At 72.4% G+C, this 18,564-nt stretch carries 13 protein-coding genes; 7 read left to right on the top strand and 6 right to left on the bottom strand.

What is annotated here, in order from left to right; translation table 11 throughout:
- Positions 1–98 precede the first annotated feature (98 nt).
- Positions 99–1,988: a galactose oxidase early set domain-containing protein gene (locus tag AC6CKD_RS28525; protein WP_498331118.1), complete on the top strand. Its 1,890-nt coding sequence runs from the start codon at positions 99–101 to the stop codon at positions 1,986–1,988.
- A 12-nt stretch (positions 1,989–2,000) separates the two neighbouring features.
- Here AC6CKD_RS28525 and AC6CKD_RS28520 read toward each other — a convergent pair whose 3' ends face one another.
- From AC6CKD_RS28520 to AC6CKD_RS28510, 3 genes are all read right to left on the bottom strand, one after another.
- Positions 2,001–5,396: a CARDB domain-containing protein gene (locus tag AC6CKD_RS28520; RefSeq protein WP_498331116.1), complete on the bottom strand. Its 3,396-nt coding sequence runs from the start codon at positions 5,394–5,396 to the stop codon at positions 2,001–2,003.
- Positions 5,397–5,653: 257 nt separating this feature from the next.
- Positions 5,654–6,262, bottom strand: a complete 609-nt coding sequence (locus AC6CKD_RS28515; RefSeq protein ID WP_498331114.1) for a HutD/Ves family protein — start codon at positions 6,260–6,262, stop codon at positions 5,654–5,656.
- Between the two features lie 151 nt (positions 6,263–6,413).
- The gene (locus AC6CKD_RS28510; RefSeq protein WP_498331112.1) at positions 6,414–7,955 is read right to left on the bottom strand and encodes an MFS transporter; all 1,542 of its coding nucleotides are present in this window, start codon (positions 7,953–7,955) and stop codon (positions 6,414–6,416) included.
- Positions 7,956–8,098: 143 nt separating this feature from the next.
- Between AC6CKD_RS28510 and AC6CKD_RS28505 the strand changes: the two genes are divergently transcribed.
- From AC6CKD_RS28505 to AC6CKD_RS28490, 4 genes are all read left to right on the top strand, one after another.
- Entirely contained in the window at positions 8,099–8,542 is a 444-nt protein-coding gene (locus AC6CKD_RS28505; protein WP_498331110.1) for a MarR family winged helix-turn-helix transcriptional regulator, read from the top strand.
- A 92-nt stretch (positions 8,543–8,634) separates the two neighbouring features.
- Positions 8,635–8,826, top strand: coding sequence for a DUF5302 domain-containing protein (locus AC6CKD_RS28500; RefSeq protein WP_214948637.1), 192 nt, complete (start codon positions 8,635–8,637; stop codon positions 8,824–8,826).
- Between the two features lie 354 nt (positions 8,827–9,180).
- Positions 9,181–9,591 (top strand): rodlin, encoded by a 411-nt coding sequence (locus tag AC6CKD_RS28495; protein WP_498331108.1) that lies wholly within the window; start codon positions 9,181–9,183, stop codon positions 9,589–9,591.
- A gap of 177 nt (positions 9,592–9,768) precedes the next feature.
- On the top strand, positions 9,769–10,680 hold the full coding sequence (locus AC6CKD_RS28490; RefSeq protein WP_498331305.1) for a glycoside hydrolase family 19 protein: 912 nt from the start codon (positions 9,769–9,771) through the stop codon (positions 10,678–10,680).
- A 21-nt stretch (positions 10,681–10,701) separates the two neighbouring features.
- Here the strand turns inward: AC6CKD_RS28490 and AC6CKD_RS28485 are convergent, their stop codons facing one another.
- Entirely contained in the window at positions 10,702–13,479 is a 2,778-nt protein-coding gene (locus tag AC6CKD_RS28485; RefSeq protein WP_498331107.1) for a helix-turn-helix transcriptional regulator, read from the bottom strand.
- A gap of 251 nt (positions 13,480–13,730) precedes the next feature.
- Positions 13,731–15,497 carry a S8 family serine peptidase gene (locus tag AC6CKD_RS28480; protein WP_498331304.1) on the bottom strand — a complete coding sequence of 589 codons (1,767 nt, stop codon included), beginning with the start codon at positions 15,495–15,497 and terminating at the stop codon, positions 13,731–13,733.
- A 466-nt stretch (positions 15,498–15,963) separates the two neighbouring features.
- Between AC6CKD_RS28480 and pip the strand changes: the two genes are divergently transcribed.
- Positions 15,964–16,926, top strand: coding sequence for a prolyl aminopeptidase (pip, locus tag AC6CKD_RS28475; protein WP_498331106.1), 963 nt, complete (start codon positions 15,964–15,966; stop codon positions 16,924–16,926).
- Positions 16,927–16,980: 54 nt separating this feature from the next.
- On the opposite strand, the gene AC6CKD_RS28470 is transcribed toward pip, so the two are convergent.
- Entirely contained in the window at positions 16,981–17,733 is a 753-nt protein-coding gene (locus AC6CKD_RS28470) for a DUF1838 family protein (RefSeq protein ID WP_498331105.1), read from the bottom strand.
- Positions 17,734–17,885: 152 nt separating this feature from the next.
- On the opposite strand from AC6CKD_RS28470, the gene AC6CKD_RS28465 reads away from it, so the two are divergent.
- Complete coding sequence (locus AC6CKD_RS28465; RefSeq protein ID WP_498331104.1) at positions 17,886–18,188, top strand: putative quinol monooxygenase; 303 nt, start codon at positions 17,886–17,888, stop codon at positions 18,186–18,188.
- Positions 18,189–18,564: the final 376 nt, after the last annotated feature.

Genomic DNA, 18,564 nt, shown 5'->3' with positions numbered 1-18,564 from the left:
GGCTCATCGACGGGGTGCCGGTCATGTCATATCAGCCCATTCCTCCTGCTCCTTCCTATGCTGAGCGCCCTACGGAACCGCCCGCGCCGAGGAGCCCCATGCGCCGCCTGCACCGGTCCGCCCTGCTCTCCGCCACCGCGGCCGTCTGCGCCCTGGCCCTCGCGGCCCCACCGGCCGCCGCCGGGGTGCCCGGGCACGGGACGCCCGCGCGGGGGGCGCCGGGCCACGACACCGACGGCGGAGCCGGGGGAACCGGCACGGCAGGCGGGACCGGCACGGCAGCCGGGACCGACCCGGCCGAGGCCGCCGTGATCGGCGCCGGCCACGCCCGCGCCCACGCGGAGCTGCGCCGGGCGGCCAAGGGGGCCGTGGGGTACCCGCAGTCCCGGCGCACGACGAGCCTGTCCTCGCTCGCCGCCTCCCAGCGCGAGGCCAACTCCGCTTTCGAGAAGGCCGTTTCGGGACGCTTCACCGAGTACTTCCCCTCCCCCGACTTCGGCGTGCACGTCGCCCAGCTCCCCACCGGCAAGGTGCTGCTCTTCTCCTTCTCCCGGGTGGAGACCGATCCCACCAAGGAGACCGGGCCCACGGACAGGACCGGCCCGGCGAACGCGGGCCGCGCCTACGTGTGGGACCCGGCGAAGGGGACCGGCGCGCGGGCCTTCAAGCAGGTCACCCCGCCCGTCGTGCTGATGCCCGACGGTACGCATGCCCCGCGCCCGGCGCCGTTCTTCTGCGCCGGGCACTCCTTCCTGCCCAACGGCATGCTGGGGGTGTTCGGCGGCAACACGGGCGGCAAGGGCGGCAGCGGAGCGAAGCTGTCCTTCGTCTTCGACCCCTGGACCGAGGGCTGGTACCGCAACCGCGACATGGCGGTGGGCCGTTGGTACCCGTCGGTGGTCACCGGCGCGGACGGCCGCCAGATCATCATGTCGGGCCAGTCGGAGCGCGGCACGGGGACGCCCACCCCGGTGGTGGAGCGGTTCCCCGCGCTGGGGCTGCCGGTGCCCTGGCGCCCGTACGACATCCCGCTGGACGTGTCCGTGCAGCGGATGCGCTCCGACGCGCCGTTCCGCAACGACTACCCGCACCTGTTCTCGCTGCGCGACGGCATGATCTACGGGCTGGGGCGGGACGCGGACCAGCAGTGGCTCTTCGATCCGCGCGCGGAGACCCGTACGGACCTGCCCAGACGGCCCGCCGACTTCCGGGGGTACGGCTCCGCCGTGCCGCTGCCGGCGGGGTTCGACGGACCCGACTCCGTGCTGGTGCTGGGCGGGGACCCGCTCGACCCGAACACCTACCGGCTCTCAGGCGGCGTCTGGACCACGGACCGGCCGCGCGCCTTCGGCCGGACCCAGGACGACACGCTGATCCTGCCGGACGGCACGCTCCTCACGGTCAACGGTGCGAAGGACACCAGGGATTACGGGTTCGGGCCGTTCAATCCGAAGGCCGACCTGAAGTTCCGCCAGACCGAGCTGCGGGGTGCGGACGGGCGGTGGAGGCTCGGGCCGGCCCAACGGCTGCCGCGGGGCTACCACTCCAACGCCCTGGTGCTGCCGGACGGCCGGGTCATGGTCACCGGGGACGAGCTCCAGCAGATCGCCAACGACCCGGACATCAAGGACGGCATGGACGGCTCGATCGAGATCTACGAGCCCGCCTACCTGCACCGGGGCGCCCGGCCCGTACTCGACCGGGTCCCGGCGGGCGAGATCGCCCACGGTGCGGAGTTCTCGGTGGAGAGCTCGACGGCCGGCGGCGTACGGCGGGCCGTCCTGCTGGCGCCGACCACCGTCACCCACGCGGTGAACACCAGTCAGCGCCATCTGGAGCTGCGCATGACCGGTGTCCGCGGCCGCACGATCGGACTGCGGGCGCCGGCCACCTCGGCCGATGCCCCGCCCGGTTACTACATGCTGTTCCTCCTCGACGCGAAGGGTGTCCCCGGTACGGCGAGGTGGGTCAAGCTCGGAAAGCGGTGAAACCGCCTGCCGCTAGCGGCCGTTGATCAAGAACTGCGATCCGGGTTCGATCAGGATGTTGCCCTGGGCGGAGCCGGTGATGGTGACGTTGGTCAGGGTGGCGTTGCCGCGCGCCCCGCCCATGGCCAGGATCCCGGACCCGTTGTTGGACTTGTCGATGGTCACGTTCGTGATCTCGACGTCGGGCATGACCCCGCCGCCGGTCTTGAACTGGATCCCGTCGTAGGTGGAGTCGTGGATGTCGGTGTCGCGGATGACGACACCCGGGATGGGCAGGTTCGACGGGAACAGGGTGATCGCGCCGAACTCCTGGTCCTCGTTCCAGAAGGCGCCGCCGGTACGGAAGAGCCCGTTGCCCGCGATCAGGGTCTGTCCGGAGAAGGGCAGCGGGTCGTGGTCGGTCGCCAGCATGATGCCGGGGTAGTTCATCGTGTCGTAGATCAGGTTGTTCTCGATGGTGTTGCCGTACCCGCCGTACAGGGCAATGCCGTTGGCCCGCCACGGGAGCTGGATGGTGTTGTTGCGGAAGTGGTTGTCGTGGCCGATGTCCACCGACTGGTCCTTCACGTACTTGCTGGACCACACCGCCAGGGCGTCGTCACCGGTCGTGCGGAAGGAGGAGTTGAAGACGGTGGAGTTGCGGGTGCCGTTGGCGAAGTTGATGCCGTCCGCGTAGGTGTCGCGGATCCGCATGCCGCTGAACTCGATGCCGTCGCCGGGACCCCAGAGGGCCGGGATGTTGTCGTAGTCGCGGCCGACCCAGACGCCGACGTTGGCGTGCTCGATCCACACGTTGGTGATTCTGGTGTTCTTGCCGAAGCGCCCGTTGAGGCCCACTCCGCCCTCGGCGTTGCCGTCACCGCCGCGGATCCGTCCGGATCCGAAGATGGCGATGTCGGAAATTTGCGTGTTGTCGTCGATCTCGAAGCCGAAGTTGCCCTCGTGCGGGTGGTTGATGCCGCCGGCGTCCTGCGGCTGGGTCAGCGTGTGGAGCTGGGAGTGCCACATGCCCGCGCCGCGGATGGAGACGTTGCTGATGCCCACCTGGTTGAACTGGCCCCGGTTCAGCGGGTCGTCGGTGAGGATCTTCTGCTCCTGGCGCCACTGGCCCTGCGGGATCCAGACGCAGGCGATCTGCCCGTTCTGGTCCGCCGTCACGGCCTTCTGGAGGGCGAGCGTGTCGTCGATGCCGTCGTTCGGGATCGCGCCGTAGTCGGTGATCGAGGTGCACTCGGCGGGCTTGGGCGCCGCCGGAGCCACCTGCTCCAGGTCGATCAGGTCGATGACGTAGTACGAGGCCGTGTCTCCCGCGTCGCGCTGGAGGCGGAAGGTGGTGCCGGGCGGGTAGCTCTGCGCGAGCAGGGCGTGGGACTCGTCGAAGAGCCTGCGGGCGTCGCCGCCGGGGGTGTTGGTCAGGCCCTCGGGGCTGTCGGTGCTGCCGTAGAGCCAGCTGTGCTTGGAGGAGAGGGTCAGCTTCTGGGCGAAGCCGCCGTTGACGTACAGGCTGATCGTCGCGTCGGCGCCGCCGCCGTTCGCGGCGTCGGGTACGGAGTTGCGCACGACGATGGAGTTGGCCTGGTTGGTGGAGGTGAACTGCACGTACTGGCCGGTCGAGGAGAGGCGCACGGACTCGCGGCCCGAGGACTCGGTGGCGAAGTTGGTGTGCCCGAAGGTGCGCTCGGCGTCGCTCTGCAGCAGGGTGCCGGTGTAACTGCCGGCCTCCGCCTCGTACTCGGTGTACGGGAGCGCCGCCCCGCGGCCGACGACCACGGCACGCGAGTGGCTGTTGTTGTTCTCGTTGGTCTCGGTGACGAGGCCGGTCCCGTCGGCGGTGGCGGTGAGGGTGGCTCCGCCGCTGACCGCCGTCCAGGTCCCGTTGACCGGCACGTTGACGGTCGCGCCCGCGGCGATCGCCGGGGTGGGGCCGTTCAGGGTGGTGGAGCCGGCCACCAGCCTGGTGATGCTGCCCGCGGCCACCGCGGTGGTGCCCCGGTTGCGGACGGCCACGGTGAAGGAGACCGGTGCTCCCACGGCCGGGTTGGCCGGGTTGGTGGTGATGGAGAGGGCTTCCAGGTCGGGGCCCGGCGCCTGGCCGACGACGAGCTTCGCGGCGGCCGTACGGCTGTTGTTGGTGTCGTCCTGCTCGGGGACGCTGCCGGCCGGGTCGACGACGGCGGAGACGGTGTAGCTGCCCATCGGCCGCTTGCCGACGGCGACCGGGACGGTGGCCGAGGCGCCGGCCGCGAGGGCGCCGACCTGGGCGCTGCCCGCGACGGCTCCTTCGACGCTGACGTTGACGGCGGTGGCCGGGGAAGCGGCCGAACCGGCGTTGCGGACGGTCGCGTTGACCGTGACGGCGTCGCTCTCGGAGGGGTTGGCCGGGGACCAGGCGAGGTCCGTGACCGTCAGGTCGGGGTTCGGGGCGGCGGCGCCGATGACCTGGAACTCGGCTGCCTGCCCGCCGCCGGCCCCGGTGTTGCCGGAAAACTTCAGCTGGACCTCGGCGAGGCGGCCGGTGACGGGAACGGTCACGGTGTTCTGGTTGCCGGCCGGGCTGAACGCATAGTCGGCGCGGGCCTTCAGGATGGTGAACCCGCTCGCCGACTGCTCCCGGCCCAGGACCTCGAAGCTCTGGGTGCGGTTGCCCCAGGCGGGGTCGGGGTTGAGCTTGAGGACCACGCCGGTGACGTCGGCGTTGGAGCCGAGCTTCACGGTCAGCGTGGACTGCTGGCCGCCCGCCTCCCAGTAGCTGGTGACGCTGTCGTCGTTGGCGTTGGCCGCGACGAACGACTGGGTGGTGGAGGAGGCCTCGATGGGCTTGCCCTTGGCGAGGTTCACGCCGACGGGGGGCGGTGTGCCCGGGTCGCCGGGATCACCGGGGTCTGTGCTGCCGTCGGCCGAGTACACCTCCAGCTCGGATATCTGCGCGGCCTGCCAGCCCGTGTTCGCGGTGACGCCCACCCGCACGTAGCGGACCGTCGCGGCGCTGAACCCGATGGTCACCGCGTTGGACTGGGCGGGGTTGAACACCCGTCCCGCCGAGGCGGACAGGGTGGTGAAGGTGTTCCCGTCGGTGCTGCCCTGCACGGTCAGCGTCTCGGTGCGCGTCTCCCACGGGGCGGGCAGCTTCAGCACCACCTGGTCGACGGCGACGCTGCTGCCGAGGTCCACCTGAACCCATTGCGGGAAGGCGCCCGAGGGGCCCTCCCAGTACGAGCCCTGGTTGCCGTCGTTGACTCCCGGGGCCCCGTACCCGCCGAGGGAACCGCTCGCGGTGACCGCCTTGCCCAGGGCGAGGTTGGGTCCGCCCGCCGCGGCGGCGAGGGTGACGGGCAGGAGTCCGACCGACATCAGCCCCGCGACCACCGTGCCGGCCACCATCAGCCGGCCGCCTTGCTTCCATCTCATGCTGTCCTCTGTTCCATGAGGGGACCCGGCCCGGCGCAGCCGCGCCTGCCGCAAACTTGCGTGCCGTTATTTATTTTTTGAGTGATCTGATCGCAGTTATGCGGCCATGGCGCCACAGGTTTCTAGCAGATGACGACTTTGTCAACGCTTCGCGCACGGACAGGAGTTCGCCGCACGTCCGCCCTCGGCGGTCACCGCGGCCGGGGCGGGCACTCGACGGCGCCGGGCCCGCCGCGTCCGAGTCCGCGGACGGCCTCCTACGCCGACTGGGTTCGGCCGGGCTCCGTCCGGGCCGGGGCCGGGCCGAGGCGGACCACCGCCACGCGCCCGGAGCTCCGTAGCAGGACCTCGCACGCTCCGGTCATCAGGACTGCGTCGTACGGGCCCAGTTCGGCGGATCCGTCGACCTCGGCCGTCCCCTCCAGGGCGACGACCAGCAGGCTCTCGCCGGGGCGGACCGCGAGCGCGAGGTCGCCCCGTACGACGGCGGTGTCGGCTCGCACCACGCCCCGGCGGTACATCACGTTGAAGTTCACCACCGGTCCGGCGAGCAGACGGCAGTCGGTCGGTTCGTCACCGGGGAACCGCTGGGGCGCGTACCGCCGGTCCACCAGGCGTCGTACGCCGCCGATCGCGAGGTCCATGCCGGCGCCCTCCGCGAGGGTGAGCGTGCGGTCGACGCCGGGGAACACGGAGAAGGCCCCGTCGGCGGTGACCTCCGCGAGGCTGACCCGCCAGCCGAAATCGTCCATCCCCGAGCCCTCGGGTCCGGCGGCGATCTCGCGGGTCACTCCCCCGCCGTTCTTCCACCGGGCTGCCGGTCGCTCGGCCGCCCGCAGGATCCGGATCGCTTCTTCGCTGGTCATGTCACCCTTCCGGCGCCGGTGACGCGCGCCTCCGGTCCGGTCGAGCCTATCCAGCCGGCCGCTGACACCACGCGCGAGCGCCCCCGGGCCGCCGCGGGTGTGCGGTGGGCCGGGGGCGGCTCGGGGTCGGGTCGGTGGGCGGACGGGCGGGTCAGGCGTCGGCCTTCGCGGCCGGGCGGGCGGGCACGTTCGCGGCGGATGCCGGGGCGTCCGGGAAGGCGGCGGCGCCCGCGGCAGCCGGCACGGAGGCGTCCGTCCGCGGACCGTGGGCCCCGCGCAGGCCGATTCCGCTGATCAGCGCGACCAGGCCGAAGGCCACGGCGCCGATGGCGAAGGTGAGGGTGAAGCCGGATTCGGCCGGCAGTGCCGGAACTCCCGCCGGGAGGTGTTCGATGGTCTTCGAGGCCAGGATGGTGGTCACGATGGCGCTGCCGATCGCGCTGCCCGTGGAGCGGGAGATCGAGTTGATGCCGTTGGCGATGCCGCTCTGGTGGTGCGGAACGCTCGCCATGATCACCGCCGGCATGGCCGCGTAGCCGAAGCTGACGGCCGCCCCGACGATGAGGCCGGCGCCGATCACCGAGGCGCTGTGGCCGTGGTCCAGGGCCAGCCAGCCGAAGCCGGCGGCGCCGAGGGCCGCGGCCACCGTCAGGGCCGCGCGCGGCCCGCGGTGGCGGACGAGCTGCCCGCCGACGGGCGACGCGAGGAGCGAGACGATCGCGCCGGGCAGCAGGAACTCCACGGAGGCGCGCAGGATGGAGGCGTCGAAGCCGTAGCCGGTCAGGGCCTTGGGCATCTGGACGAGGTAGGAGACGCCCAGGAAGTTCGCGAACATGCCGAAGCCGACGAGGATGCCGGCCAGGTTGGCCATCAGGACCGGGCGGTGGACGAACATCCGCATGTCGACGAGGGGCTCGCGGACCTTGAGCTCGGTGAGCACCCAGACGGCGGTCATGACGACGGCGCCGGCGAAGCTGCCCAGCGTGCGGCCGGAGGCCCAGCCCCACTCGTGACCCTGGGAGATCGGCAGCAGGAGCAGCAGCAGGGCGATGCCCAGGGTGAGGGCGCCGAGGAAGTCCGTACGGCCGCCGGTCTTGTGCCGGGTCGCCGGAACCAGGAAGACGACGGCGAGCAGCGCGAGCACGGCGAAGCCGGTGGCCATCCAGAAGGCGTTGCGGTAGTCGGCGTCGCTGCCGGAGGTCAGCAGGCCGGTGGCGACGAGCGCGAGGCCGCTGCCGAAGGCGAGGGTGCCGCTGACCAGGGCCATCGCTCCGGGGAGCTTCTGCGGGCGGACCTCTTCGCGGAGCACGGAGAGGGCGAGCGGGAAGATCGCGGTCGCGGCGCCCTGCAGGACCCGGCCGAGGAGCAGCAGCGGGAGCGAGGACGCCAGTGCGGCGATGACGGATCCGGCGACCATGACCCCGAGTACGGCCACGAGCGTCGGCTTCTTGCCGTGCTGGTCGCCGAAGCGGCCCAGCAGCGGGGTGAAGACGGCGGCGGACAGCAGGGTGGCGGTGGTCACCCAGCTGACGTTGGCGGTGGTGGTGCCGAGGTCGCTGCGGATCAGCCCCAGGATCGGGACCGGCAGCGTCTGCATCATCGACACGACCATGGCGGCCAGGCTCAGGGCGAAGACGACGACCGTCTCGTTCCGGCCGCCGGCCCGGGTGGTGGCGGAGGGGGTGGGGCTCATGGCAGGGAGGACCTTTTCAGTGCTTCAGATCGCAGATGTTTGACGTCATCAAGTACTTCGACTCCAGCAGACGGTAGACCTCAATAGTTAAGGTGGTCAAGTAAAAGGTTGATAATGTGAAACACCTTGAGTACGCTCCGAGCATGAGCGCCACCACCCCCCACGCCGTCCCGACCAAGCTGGAGCTGCTGGAGCTGCTCGCCGCGATCGGCACCGCCCAGTGGCGCGATTTCGCGGCGGCCGCCGCGCACCACGGCCTCACCTCCACCCAGGCGAAGGTCCTCGCCCAGCTCAACGGCCCGCTCCCGATGCGCGGCCTCGCCACCCTGCTGGTGTGCGACGCCTCGAACGTGACCGGCATCGTGGACCGGCTGGAGGCCCGCGAGCTGGTGCGCCGCGAGCCCGACCCCGCGGACCGGCGGGTGAAGAACGTCGTGGCCACGGACGCGGGACGCGCGGTGATCCAACGGGTGCGCGAGGAGATGCAGGCCACGCACGGCGCCCTCGACACACTGGACGACACCGAGCGGGCGACGCTCCACACCCTGCTGGAGCGACTGCGCCCCACCCTGGAGAAGGACGCCTGAGACCACTCCGAAGCCGCATGGCCCGAACGCGTTGGCCAGGGGAAACACCACCTGACAGACTGCAACGGCTTCAGAACATTCCAGGAGGACGCATGGCAGAAGAATCAGACACCCCGCAGAACGAATCGCCGGCCGAGGAGGCCAAGCGGAAGTTCAAGGAGGCCCTGGAGCGGAACGCCGCCAATGCCCAGTCGCAGCAGGCGCACCAGAGCCGGGCGAAGATCCAGGGCGCCGGCGGCAACCCCGGGGGCAAGAACAAGAAGGTCCGCCGCAAGACCGGCTGACCCCGGCGGCGTCGCGTTGCCGCGACACCGCCCCAGCCGACCTCGACGGGATCCGGGACCCGCACACGGTCCGGATCCCGGTCGAGGTCGGCGCCCTCCGGCGCCCCGGGCTCCTTGAGGCGCCCGCACGGGGCGCGAACCCGGGGCGCACGCGCACGCGCGCACTCGGGCACCGGGATCCGCCCGCCGGTGGGCGTTGGGTCAATCGGCCGACGCCGGACCGCACCGGTGGAGTGCAAGGTTGGGCCACTCGGGTGATGGGTGATAACCCCACGTGTCCACGGCAGTTGAGCAGCTCGTCCCGCCGAGGGCAGCTATCTCATGCGACAGTGCGACAGAAGAAGGATCCCCCACATGCTCAAGAAGTTCATGGCCACCGCAGCCGCCACCGCCGCCGTTCTGGGTGCCGGTGCCGCCGTAGCCTCCCCGGCGATGGCGATCGGCAACGACAACGGTGTCAACACGGTCAACGGCAACAACTCCTCGCAGCTCTACGGCAACCAGGAGACCGCCGGCGCCATGAGCCCGCAGATGTCCGCCATCCAGGGCTCCCTGAACAAGCTCTGTGTCGGCCTGCCCGCCAAGGTCAACGTCCAGTCGGTCCTGGCCCTGGTCAACGTCGGCGTCCAGGACATCCCGATCGCGTCCAACCCGCAGAACCAGCAGTGCGCCGAGAACTCCACCCAGGCCAAGGGCGACGAGACCGCCTCGCACATCCTGGACAACATCCCGGTCCTCTCCGGCAACCTCTCCGCCGGTAGCTGACCCCAAGAACGAAGCGCCGGTGCACTGCCCTTCGGGGCGCCGCACCGGCGCTTCGTTTTGGTCTAGACCTTGACAGGTCCAGACCATCCTCGCTTCAGTGGGCTCAGTCGTCCGTTGTCCGTTGCCCCCCACGGCAACTCCCCCCACTGAAGGAGCACTTCCGTGATACGCACCACCCTGCGCCGCCGCGCCCTCTCCCTGGCCGCCGCCGCGGCCGTCACCCTCGGCCTCGCGATCGCCCTCCCCTCCTCCCCCGCCGCCGCGGCGCCCGCCTGCGCCGGCGCGTGGGCGAGCTCTGCCGTCTACACCGGCGGCACGAACGCCTCGTACGGCGGCCACAACTGGCAGGCCAAGTGGTGGACCCAGGGCGAGACCCCCGGCACCACCGGCCAGTGGGGCGTCTGGTCGGACCAGGGCGTCTGCGGAGGCGGAACGACCCCCACCCCGGATCCGACCACCCCCAACCCCTCCGGATTCGTGGTCAGCGAGGCCCAGTTCAACCAGATGTTCCCGAACCGGAACCCCTTCTACACCTACAACGGCCTGGTCGCGGCCCTCTCGGCCTACCCCGGCTTCGCCACCACCGGTGACGACACCGTCAAGCGGCGCGAAGCGGCGGCCTTCCTGGCCAACGTCTCGCACGAGACGGGCGGGCTGGTGCACATCGTCGAGCAGAACACCGCCAACTACCCCCACTACTGCGACTCCAGCCGGCCCTACGGCTGTCCCGCCGGGCAGGCCGCCTACTACGGGCGCGGACCGATCCAGTTGAGCTGGAACTTCAACTACAAGGCGGCCGGCGACGCCCTGGGCATCAACCTCCTGGCCAACCCCTACCTGGTGGAGCAGGACCCGGCCGTCGCGATGAAGACGGCGCTCTGGTACTGGAACACGCAGAACGGCCCCGGCACGATGACCGCCCACGCCGCCATGGTGAACGGCGCCGGCTTCGGCGAGACCATCCGCTCCATCAACGGCGCCCTGGAGTGCAACGGCGGAAACCCGGCGCAGGTGCAGAGCCGGATCAACAAGTACCAGAGCTTCACCCAGCTCCTGGGCGTGACCCCGGGGAACAACCTGAGCTGCTGAGCCGGGCCCGCACGTCCTCGGTCAGCTCAGCCGCAGCGTGGTGGCCAGCTGAGCCCGGGACCGGACGTCGAGCTTCTGGTAGATCCGCGTCAGCCGGGCCTCCACGGTCTTCACGCTGACGAAGAGCTTCGCCGCCGCCTCCTGGTTGCTGGCGCCCTGGGCCACCAGCACCGCGAGGCGGGCCTCCGCCTCCGTGAGCGCGGCCAGGGGCCGGGCCCCGCCGCCGCCCTCGCTCCCGGACGGGGACGGCGACGGCTCCCGCGCGAGCTCCACCCACGGGGTCGCGCCGGCCCGGGCGAAGGCCTCGGCCGCCGCCGCCAGCGCCGCCCGGGCGGGTGCGCGCCGGCGGCGTCGGCGTTCCACCCGGGCCAGGGCGAGCAGCGTACGGGCCCGCTCCACCGGCAGTTCGAGACGTGCGAAGCACTCGGCGGTGTCCTCCAGCAGGGCGACGGCCGCCTCGGCGTCGCCGTGCGCGGACAGGCACAGCCCGCGGGCCCGGTCGAGGGCCGCGATCACGCTGGTGCGGCCGAGCGCGAGGGCCGTCGTACGGACCCTGGCCTGCAGCTCGGCGGCCTCGTCGGGCGCGTCGGCGGCGACCAGGGCTTCGGCCAGTTCTCCGTGCCAGCGAAGGATCGAGGGGTCGACCACCTGCTGGGCGGCTTCCAGCTCGGCTACGCGGCGCAGGGTGACCACTGCCTTCGCGGCCTCGCCCGTGGCCAGCTCGACCAGGCCGAGCACGTACAGGCCGCGGGAGAGGAAGACCTGGTCGTGCTCCTCTTCGGAGGCCTGGATGCCGCGGCGGGCGTATCCGGCGGCGCGTGAGAAGCCTCCGCCCATGGCCTCGGCCAGCGCGGTCAGGTACCAGGCGGGGCCGGGCGAGAGCCCCGCCTCGACGGTCAGTTCCAGGGCGTCGCGCGCGTGCGCGGTGGCAGCCGCGCACCTGCCCCGGCGCAGTTCCACCTCGGTGAGGCTGCGCAGCACCTCGAAGACGTCCTCGGCGGAGCCCGTGCGCCGTACGGCGGGCAGCAGTACGAGCAGCTGGCGCCGGGCGTCGGCGTTCCGGTCGTCGAAGAGGGCGTGCCGGACGGCGAGGTACTGCGGGGCGTTGCGCATGCCGAGGGGTACGTCGGGGGCGGGCAGGGCCAGGGCCTCGGCGAGGATCTCCTCGGCGTCCGGGTCCCCGAGGATGCGGCCCATGCGGGCCCGTACGGTCAGCGCCATGGCTTCGGCGACCTGGTCGCCGCCGCTGCGGGCCAGGACGCCGGCCTGCGCGGCGGCGTCGCGGGAGCGGACGGGGTCGCCGTCGCTGAGGTTGTGCTTCCAGGCGGTCCGCAGCCGGACGGCGGCCTGGAGGGCGGGGTCGCCCTCGGCGTCGGCCGTGGCGTAGGCGAAGGTCTCGTCGAGTGCCCCGAGGGCCTGGCCGGCGGCGTCGATGACGGCGAGGCGGGCCCGCACCCGGTCGCCGGGCGAGGCGTCCCGGGCGAGTACGGCGCGGGTGGCGCGGCGGGCGAGGTCGGCGCGGCCGGCCCAGCCCGCGTCCTCGGCGGCGGCGACCAGCCGGGCGAGCTCCTCGCCGGGCAGGTGGCAGGGGGTCCGGTCGGCCGCGAGCAGGCCCAGTTCGGCGGCCAGCGCCCGCTGGCCACGGCGCCTGCAGGACGCGGCGGCCTCGGTGACCTCGGCGGCGAGCGCCTGGTCGGGGGCGTCCACGGCCAGCGCCCGGTGGCGTACGGCCTGGACGGGATCGTCGACGGCGGCGGCCAGCGCGGCGTGTCCGGCGGCGCGCTCGGGCCAGCCCGCGTCGGCGGCCAGCGCGGTCGGCAGGGCGCCGGCCATGAACCGGATCGTGCCGTCCTCTTCTACGGTGACCAGCGCGGCCCGCTCGGCCACGGCGAGCTCGGCCTCCGCGTCCAGGCGGCCGGCCCGGCGCAGCAGCGCGGTGGTGGGGCGCGCGGCGAGGGCGGCGTAGAGCAGGGTGCGCCGGGCCTGGGCGGGCACGACTCCGAGGAGCCGACGGGCCACCTCGCGGGCCTGGCCGGAGACGGGCAGCGGATCGGCGTGGTGGGCGCCGCCCTCGCGGGACCCGGCGGCTTCGGCGAGGGAATGGCCGAGGGCGAGGGCGAGGCGCGGGTTGCCTCCGCTGGCCTGGTGGATCCGGCCGGCGAGGCGGGCCGGGATGCCCCGGCGCACCAGCAGCTCGGCGATCTCGTCGGTGCCGAGCGGCGGCACCCGTATCTGGGGGGTGTCCGGTCCGCAGAGGGGTTCGGAGAGCGGGGTTCCGCCCTGGACGCATTCGGCGGCGAGGACCCGTACCTGCGGCGGGGTCAGGCGCAGGGCGAAGCGGAGCAGGTCGGTGCTCTCCGCGTCGAGCCACTGGGCGTTGTCGAGCGCGAGCAGGACGGGACCGCGGGCGGCGAGGGTGCGCAGCACCTCGACGACGGCGAGGCGCAGGGCGACGTGGTCGCGGCCGACGCGGGGTGCGTCGGTTTCCCGCCGCAGGAGGGCGATGGCGGTGCGCTGCGGTCCGGAGAGGCATTCCAGCGCGGCGGCCGGGACGGAGGCGAGGAGGGCGGCGGCGGCCGCTTCGGGTATCCACCGGTCCGCGGCTCCGGGGGCGAGACGGAGCACGGTCTCGTGGCGCAGTGCGGCGGCCTCGGTGAGGGCGCGCAGCACCTCGGTCTTGCCCGAGCCGGCGGGCCCCGTGAGCAGGGCGCGTCCGTGCGTGGTCAGCGCGCGGTCGACCGCCTTGATCAGTTCACCGTGTCCGACGGTCGTGTCGTCGTGCCCCGTCGCCACCACCACGCACAGCCACCAGCCTTCCGCTTGCCCGTCCCTGTGGCCTTCCTGTGAGACGCGACAATACGAGGTCGGATGCCCGGCGGGCCCGGATTGTGACGCAGAATTCAGTCACGTGACAGGAAAACCCGCCCGGCCTGCCGATACGCGGTGTATCGGCAGGTCGGACGGGTTGTTGGTCCGTACTATCGCCCCGTCAGGCCGAGTTGGCTCGCGGCAGGGATCCGGCTCGGGAGGCCGGGCTCAGGGGGCCGGACTCAGAAGGTCAGGCTCCAGGAGTCGATCTTTCCGGTGTCGCCGCCGGCGTTGTCGTTGACGCGCAGCTTCCAGGTGCCGTTCGCGACCTCGGAGGAGGCGTTGACGGTGTAGACCTGGTTGATGTTGTCGGCGCTGCCGCCGGTCCGGTTGTGCACCGTGTAGACGGTGCCGTCGGGGGCGACCAGGTCGACCTTCAGGTCACCGATGTAGGTGTGGACGATGTTCACGCCGACCTTGAGGGTGGCCGGGGCGTTGCCGGTGACGCCGGTGACGGTGACCGGGCTCTCCACGGTGGTGTTGTCACCGATCGCGAAGTCCGTCGTGTTCTCGAAGCCCGGGGTGGTCGGGGTCGAGGTCACGGCGGCCACGGCCGCACTGGCGTCGGCGAGGCCGGTGCCGCAGCCGCCGGTGCAGGTGCCGGCCAGCGGGCGGGCGTTCGTCTTGATCGCGGACTCGATCTGGGCCGGGGTCAGCGCGGAGTTCGCCGACTTCAGCAGGGCGGCGAGGCCCGCGACGTGCGGGGCGGCCATGCTGGTGCCCTGGTAGGGCTCGTAGTTCTCGGCGCCGGGGGTGGTGGCGCCGGTGTTCAGGGTGGACCAGATGCCGTTCTCGGGCGTGGTGATGGTGCCGGGCGTGTCGGTGGCGCGACGGGTCTCACCGCCCGGGGCGGCGACGTCGATGATCGCGCCGTAGTTCGAGTAGAAGGAGCGGTCGCCGGTGCGGTTGCTGGCGGCGACGTTGATCACGTTGTTGCAGCTGGCGGGCGAGAAGCCGGCCGCGTCGGAGTTGCTGTTGCCGGCGGCGACGACGACGGTCGTGCCACGGCCGACGGCGGCGTTGATCGCGTTCTGGTACGTGGCGGTGCAGGCGCCCGAGCCGCCGAGCGACATGTTGATCACCTTGGCGGGGGTGGCGTTCGCCGGGATGCCCGAGACGGTGCCGCCGGAGGCCCAGGTGATGGCGTCGACGATGTCCGAGGTGGCACCGCCGCACTTGCCGAGCACGCGGATGGGCTGGATCTTCGCGCCGTACGCGATGCCGGCGATGCCCTTGGAGTTGCTCGTGGCGGCGGCGATGGTGCCGGCGACGTGGGTGCCGTGCCAGGAGGAGTCACTGGCCTTGGAGCCGGTGCCGCACTCGCCGGCCGCGCTCCAGTCACCCTGGTCGGCGGGGTTGTTGTCGCGGCCGTTGCCGTCACGGGCAGCGGTGGAGCTGGCGATGAAGTCGTAGCCCGCGACCACGTTGGCGGCCAGGTCGGAGTGGGCGACGTAGCCGGTGTCGATCACGGCGACCGTGACGCCGGAACCGGTGGTCTTGTCCCAGGCAGCCGGAACGTTCATGCCGGCGGTGGGCTCGAAGAGGTCCCACTGCTTGGCGTACTCGGTGTCGTTGGGGGTGACGGCGAGTGCGTACGCACGGGAGTCGACCTCGACGTAGGCGACGTCGGGGTCGGCGCGGAACTGTGCCATGACGGCGGCCGCGTCGGCCGGGGCACCGAGGTTGACGAGGGCGGCTCCGGTTCCGAGGCGGCGCTCGAAGGTGGCCTTCTTCGCGGCCTTCTTGCCCTTGGCCTGCACATCGGCGGCGGCGGCGGTGTTCGAGCCCGCCTCGGCGGCCGAAGACTTGTATCCGACGATGAGGTTCTCGACGGGGGCGGCGGCAGCGGGGGCGCCAGCGGCCGGGAGGGTCTGCGAGCCGGGGGCGGGATCCGCCGCGGACAGCGCCAGGGAGGTGGTGGCGGTGCCGGCGAGCAGGGTGACGGACATCGCCACCACGGATATGAGCCTGCGTCGACTGGATGCGTGCACGGTGTTCCCTTTCGCGGGCCGCCACAGAACGAGCCGGGACGGCCGGTTGGTGCAGTGTGGGAGGTTGACCGGCGGCCGCGGGACCGGAACAGGCTGGTCAAGCCCGCCCGGTCACCGCTGCTGCACACCACGTCGTCGCCCGCCGCAGCGTCGGGGCTGGGCAACGGTGGCACCGGCGAAGACCGACCCAGAGCTTCACGCCATGTGGGGTTGGCGCGGGGGCTGTTCGGACGGGGAAGATCGCCGGTGGGCAGACAGTAGGCAAAGCGGGGATGAACGCGATACGGGGAAAACCCTTGTCCGCACCCTGGGGAGGGCGCCGTAGGGTGGCCGGAAGCCGACGGACGCCGGCGGATCGGCGGCGGATCGACGGCGGATCGACGGCAAAAGCCGTCCGGGACGGGGAAATGAGGAGGTCGGGGACGTGCGAGAGTGCTACCCGCCGGTCGAGCCCTACGACAAGGGGATGCTCGACGTCGGTGACAGAAACGCCGTCTACTGGGAGGTATGCGGCAATCCTGACGGAAAGCCCGCACTCGTCGTCCACGGCGGGCCGGGATCGGGCTGCACCGAGCACGCCCGACGGCTCTTCGATCCGGCCCGCTACCGGATCGTCCTGTTCGACCAGCGCGGCTGCGGCCGCAGCACCCCGCACGCGAGCGATCCCGCGACCGACATGCGGCACAACACCACCGGCCACCTGCTCGCCGACATGGAACGGCTGCGCGAGCACCTCGGCATCGGCCGCTGGCTTCTGTACGGAGGCTCGTGGGGCTCCACGCTGATCCTGGCCTACGCCGAGCGGCACCCCGAGCGGGTCTCCGAGATCGTCATCGCGGCCGTCACCACCACCCGGCGCTCGGAGATCGACTGGCTGTACCGCGGCGTCGGCCGGTACTTCCCCGAGCAGTGGGAGCGCTTCGTCGCCGGATCGGGCGGCACTCCGCGCGACGGCGACCTCGTCGGGGCCTACGCGCGCCTGGCCGCCGACCCGGACGAAGAGGTACGGGCGAAGGCCACGGCGGACTGGTGCGCCTGGGAGGACGCGGTGCTGTCCGGCGAGAGCAAGGGTGCCTCCCCGCCGTACAGCGGGCGGCCTCCGGCGGCCCGGGTCGCCCTCGTCCGCATCTGCTCGCACTACTTCTCGCACGGTGCGTGGCTGGAGGAGGGTGAGCTTCTGCGCGGGGCCCACCGGCTGGCCGGGATCCCGGGCGCCCTGATCCACGGCCGGCTCGACATGGGCAGCCCCCTCGACACGGCCTGGGAACTGTCCCGCGCCTGGCCCGGCGCGGAGTTGACCGTGGTGGAGGAGGCGGGCCACACGGGCGGCCCGACCACCCTCGACCACGTGCTCGGTGCCATCGACCGCTTCGCGGCCGGCGGCTGAGCGTCCTCGGGCGGGGCGGCCCAGCGACGTCCTGGACCGGGCGCACCCCCCGGCTCAGGAGCCGGGCGGGGCCGACGGCGGGTTGAGCCCGCGGAAGTACGTCCAACTGGTCTCGTTCGGCTCCGTCCACTTCTCGGGGGCGTGGGCGAACTCCGGGTGGCGGGCGGCGACGTACGCGCGGGTCCGCTCCGGGACCTCCGCGTAGGAGGCGAGTTTGCGGCCCCGGCAGTGGAAGGCTAGCCCGCCGGGGCGCGGCCCCTGTTCCATCCAGGGGAGCCAGGGGGACATCCGGGTCCAGGACATGGTGGACGGGACGCCGGGCGCGTCGGTGGCGAGGACCGAGGCGGGGGCGAAGAACTGGAAGAGCTCCAGGGCCCGGTAGGTGTCGTCGGCCGAGTTCGCCGGGTACTGCGCGACGGGCAGCGGGGAGGGGTAGGCGAGCGGGATCTCCAGGCTGAAGCACACCTGGTCGCCCAGTTCGGTCATGGGGACCGGGAAGGGACGCCACTTCTGGTTCGCGGGGTCGTTCCAGACGTGGACCACGGGCTTGTCCTCCCATGTCTCCAGGATCTCGCGGGTCAGCGGGTCCAGGTAGAACGCGGCCTCGCGGGTGAGGAGCTGGTAGGTCCCCGGCGCCTCGTCCTCCACCAGCCGGGCCACGTTGAAGCCTTCGAATCCGAAGAGGCGCCGGTAGGGCTCCCCGGGGGCCCAGCCGTGGACGTCGCCCGTCCACCAGAAGGTGACCTCGGTTCCGTCGAGGGAGGCGCGGGTACGGGCGAGGGCCTGCAGGAGGTCTTCGGGTGTCATACCGGGCCACTCTGCGCGGTCGGCGCGGACCGGGCAAGGACCGGACCGGCCATGCGGGGCGGGGCGGGGCGGGCGGAACGTCCGGGCGGGCAGGGGCCGGTGGGTGGAAAGTCCTTTCCGCCGCCGCCTCCCGTCGATCTAGTCTTCGGCCCATGCCCTCGACGGTTCGACTCCTGATCCTCATCTCCACCCTCCCGGCCCGCGGCCGGGAGCAGATCGACGCCTACGAGCGCCTCGCGCCCGTCGTGCGGGCCGAGGAGGGTTGCGTCCGCTACGACATGCACGCGGTGAGCGGCGATCCTGACCGGTTCGCCCTCATCGAGGAGTGGTCCTCGCGGGCGGCCCTCTCCGCGCACGACGTCACCCCGCACATGATCGCGGCGGACGCGGCGAGCCCCGCGTTCCGTGCGGGCCCCGCGGAGGTGATCGAGCTCGACGCCGGCCCGCTGGCCTGATCCGGGCTCGGCGGAAGGTTTGGGCCGCCGAGCCGGTACAGCCTGGCCCGTTCCACATGGGCGAGCATGATCGCGCGCTCCTGCTGGGCGGGACGGGGGGCCGGCGAGGCGTCCAGGGCCGCGTGGGCCGCGGGGTGGTCTCCGAGCAGGCCGCGCACCACCGCGCGCTTGAACTCCAGGGCGGCCGGGCGGCAGGTGTGGAAGGGATCCGGCTCGCCCGCGGGAGCGCCGTGCACCCGGTCGGCGGCGTCCAGCCAGGCGAGGGCCTCCGCGCGGTGCCCCAGGGCGGCGTGCACCTGGGCCGCCTGGGCCGCCACGCAGGCCCGTACGGCGCCGGGGGCGTTCGGCGCGATCTCCAGCGCCTGGCGTACGTAGG

The sequence above is a fragment of the Streptomyces sp. GQ60 genome (assembly GCF_059758875.1).
This window is presented reverse-complemented; position numbering and strand designations above follow the sequence as displayed.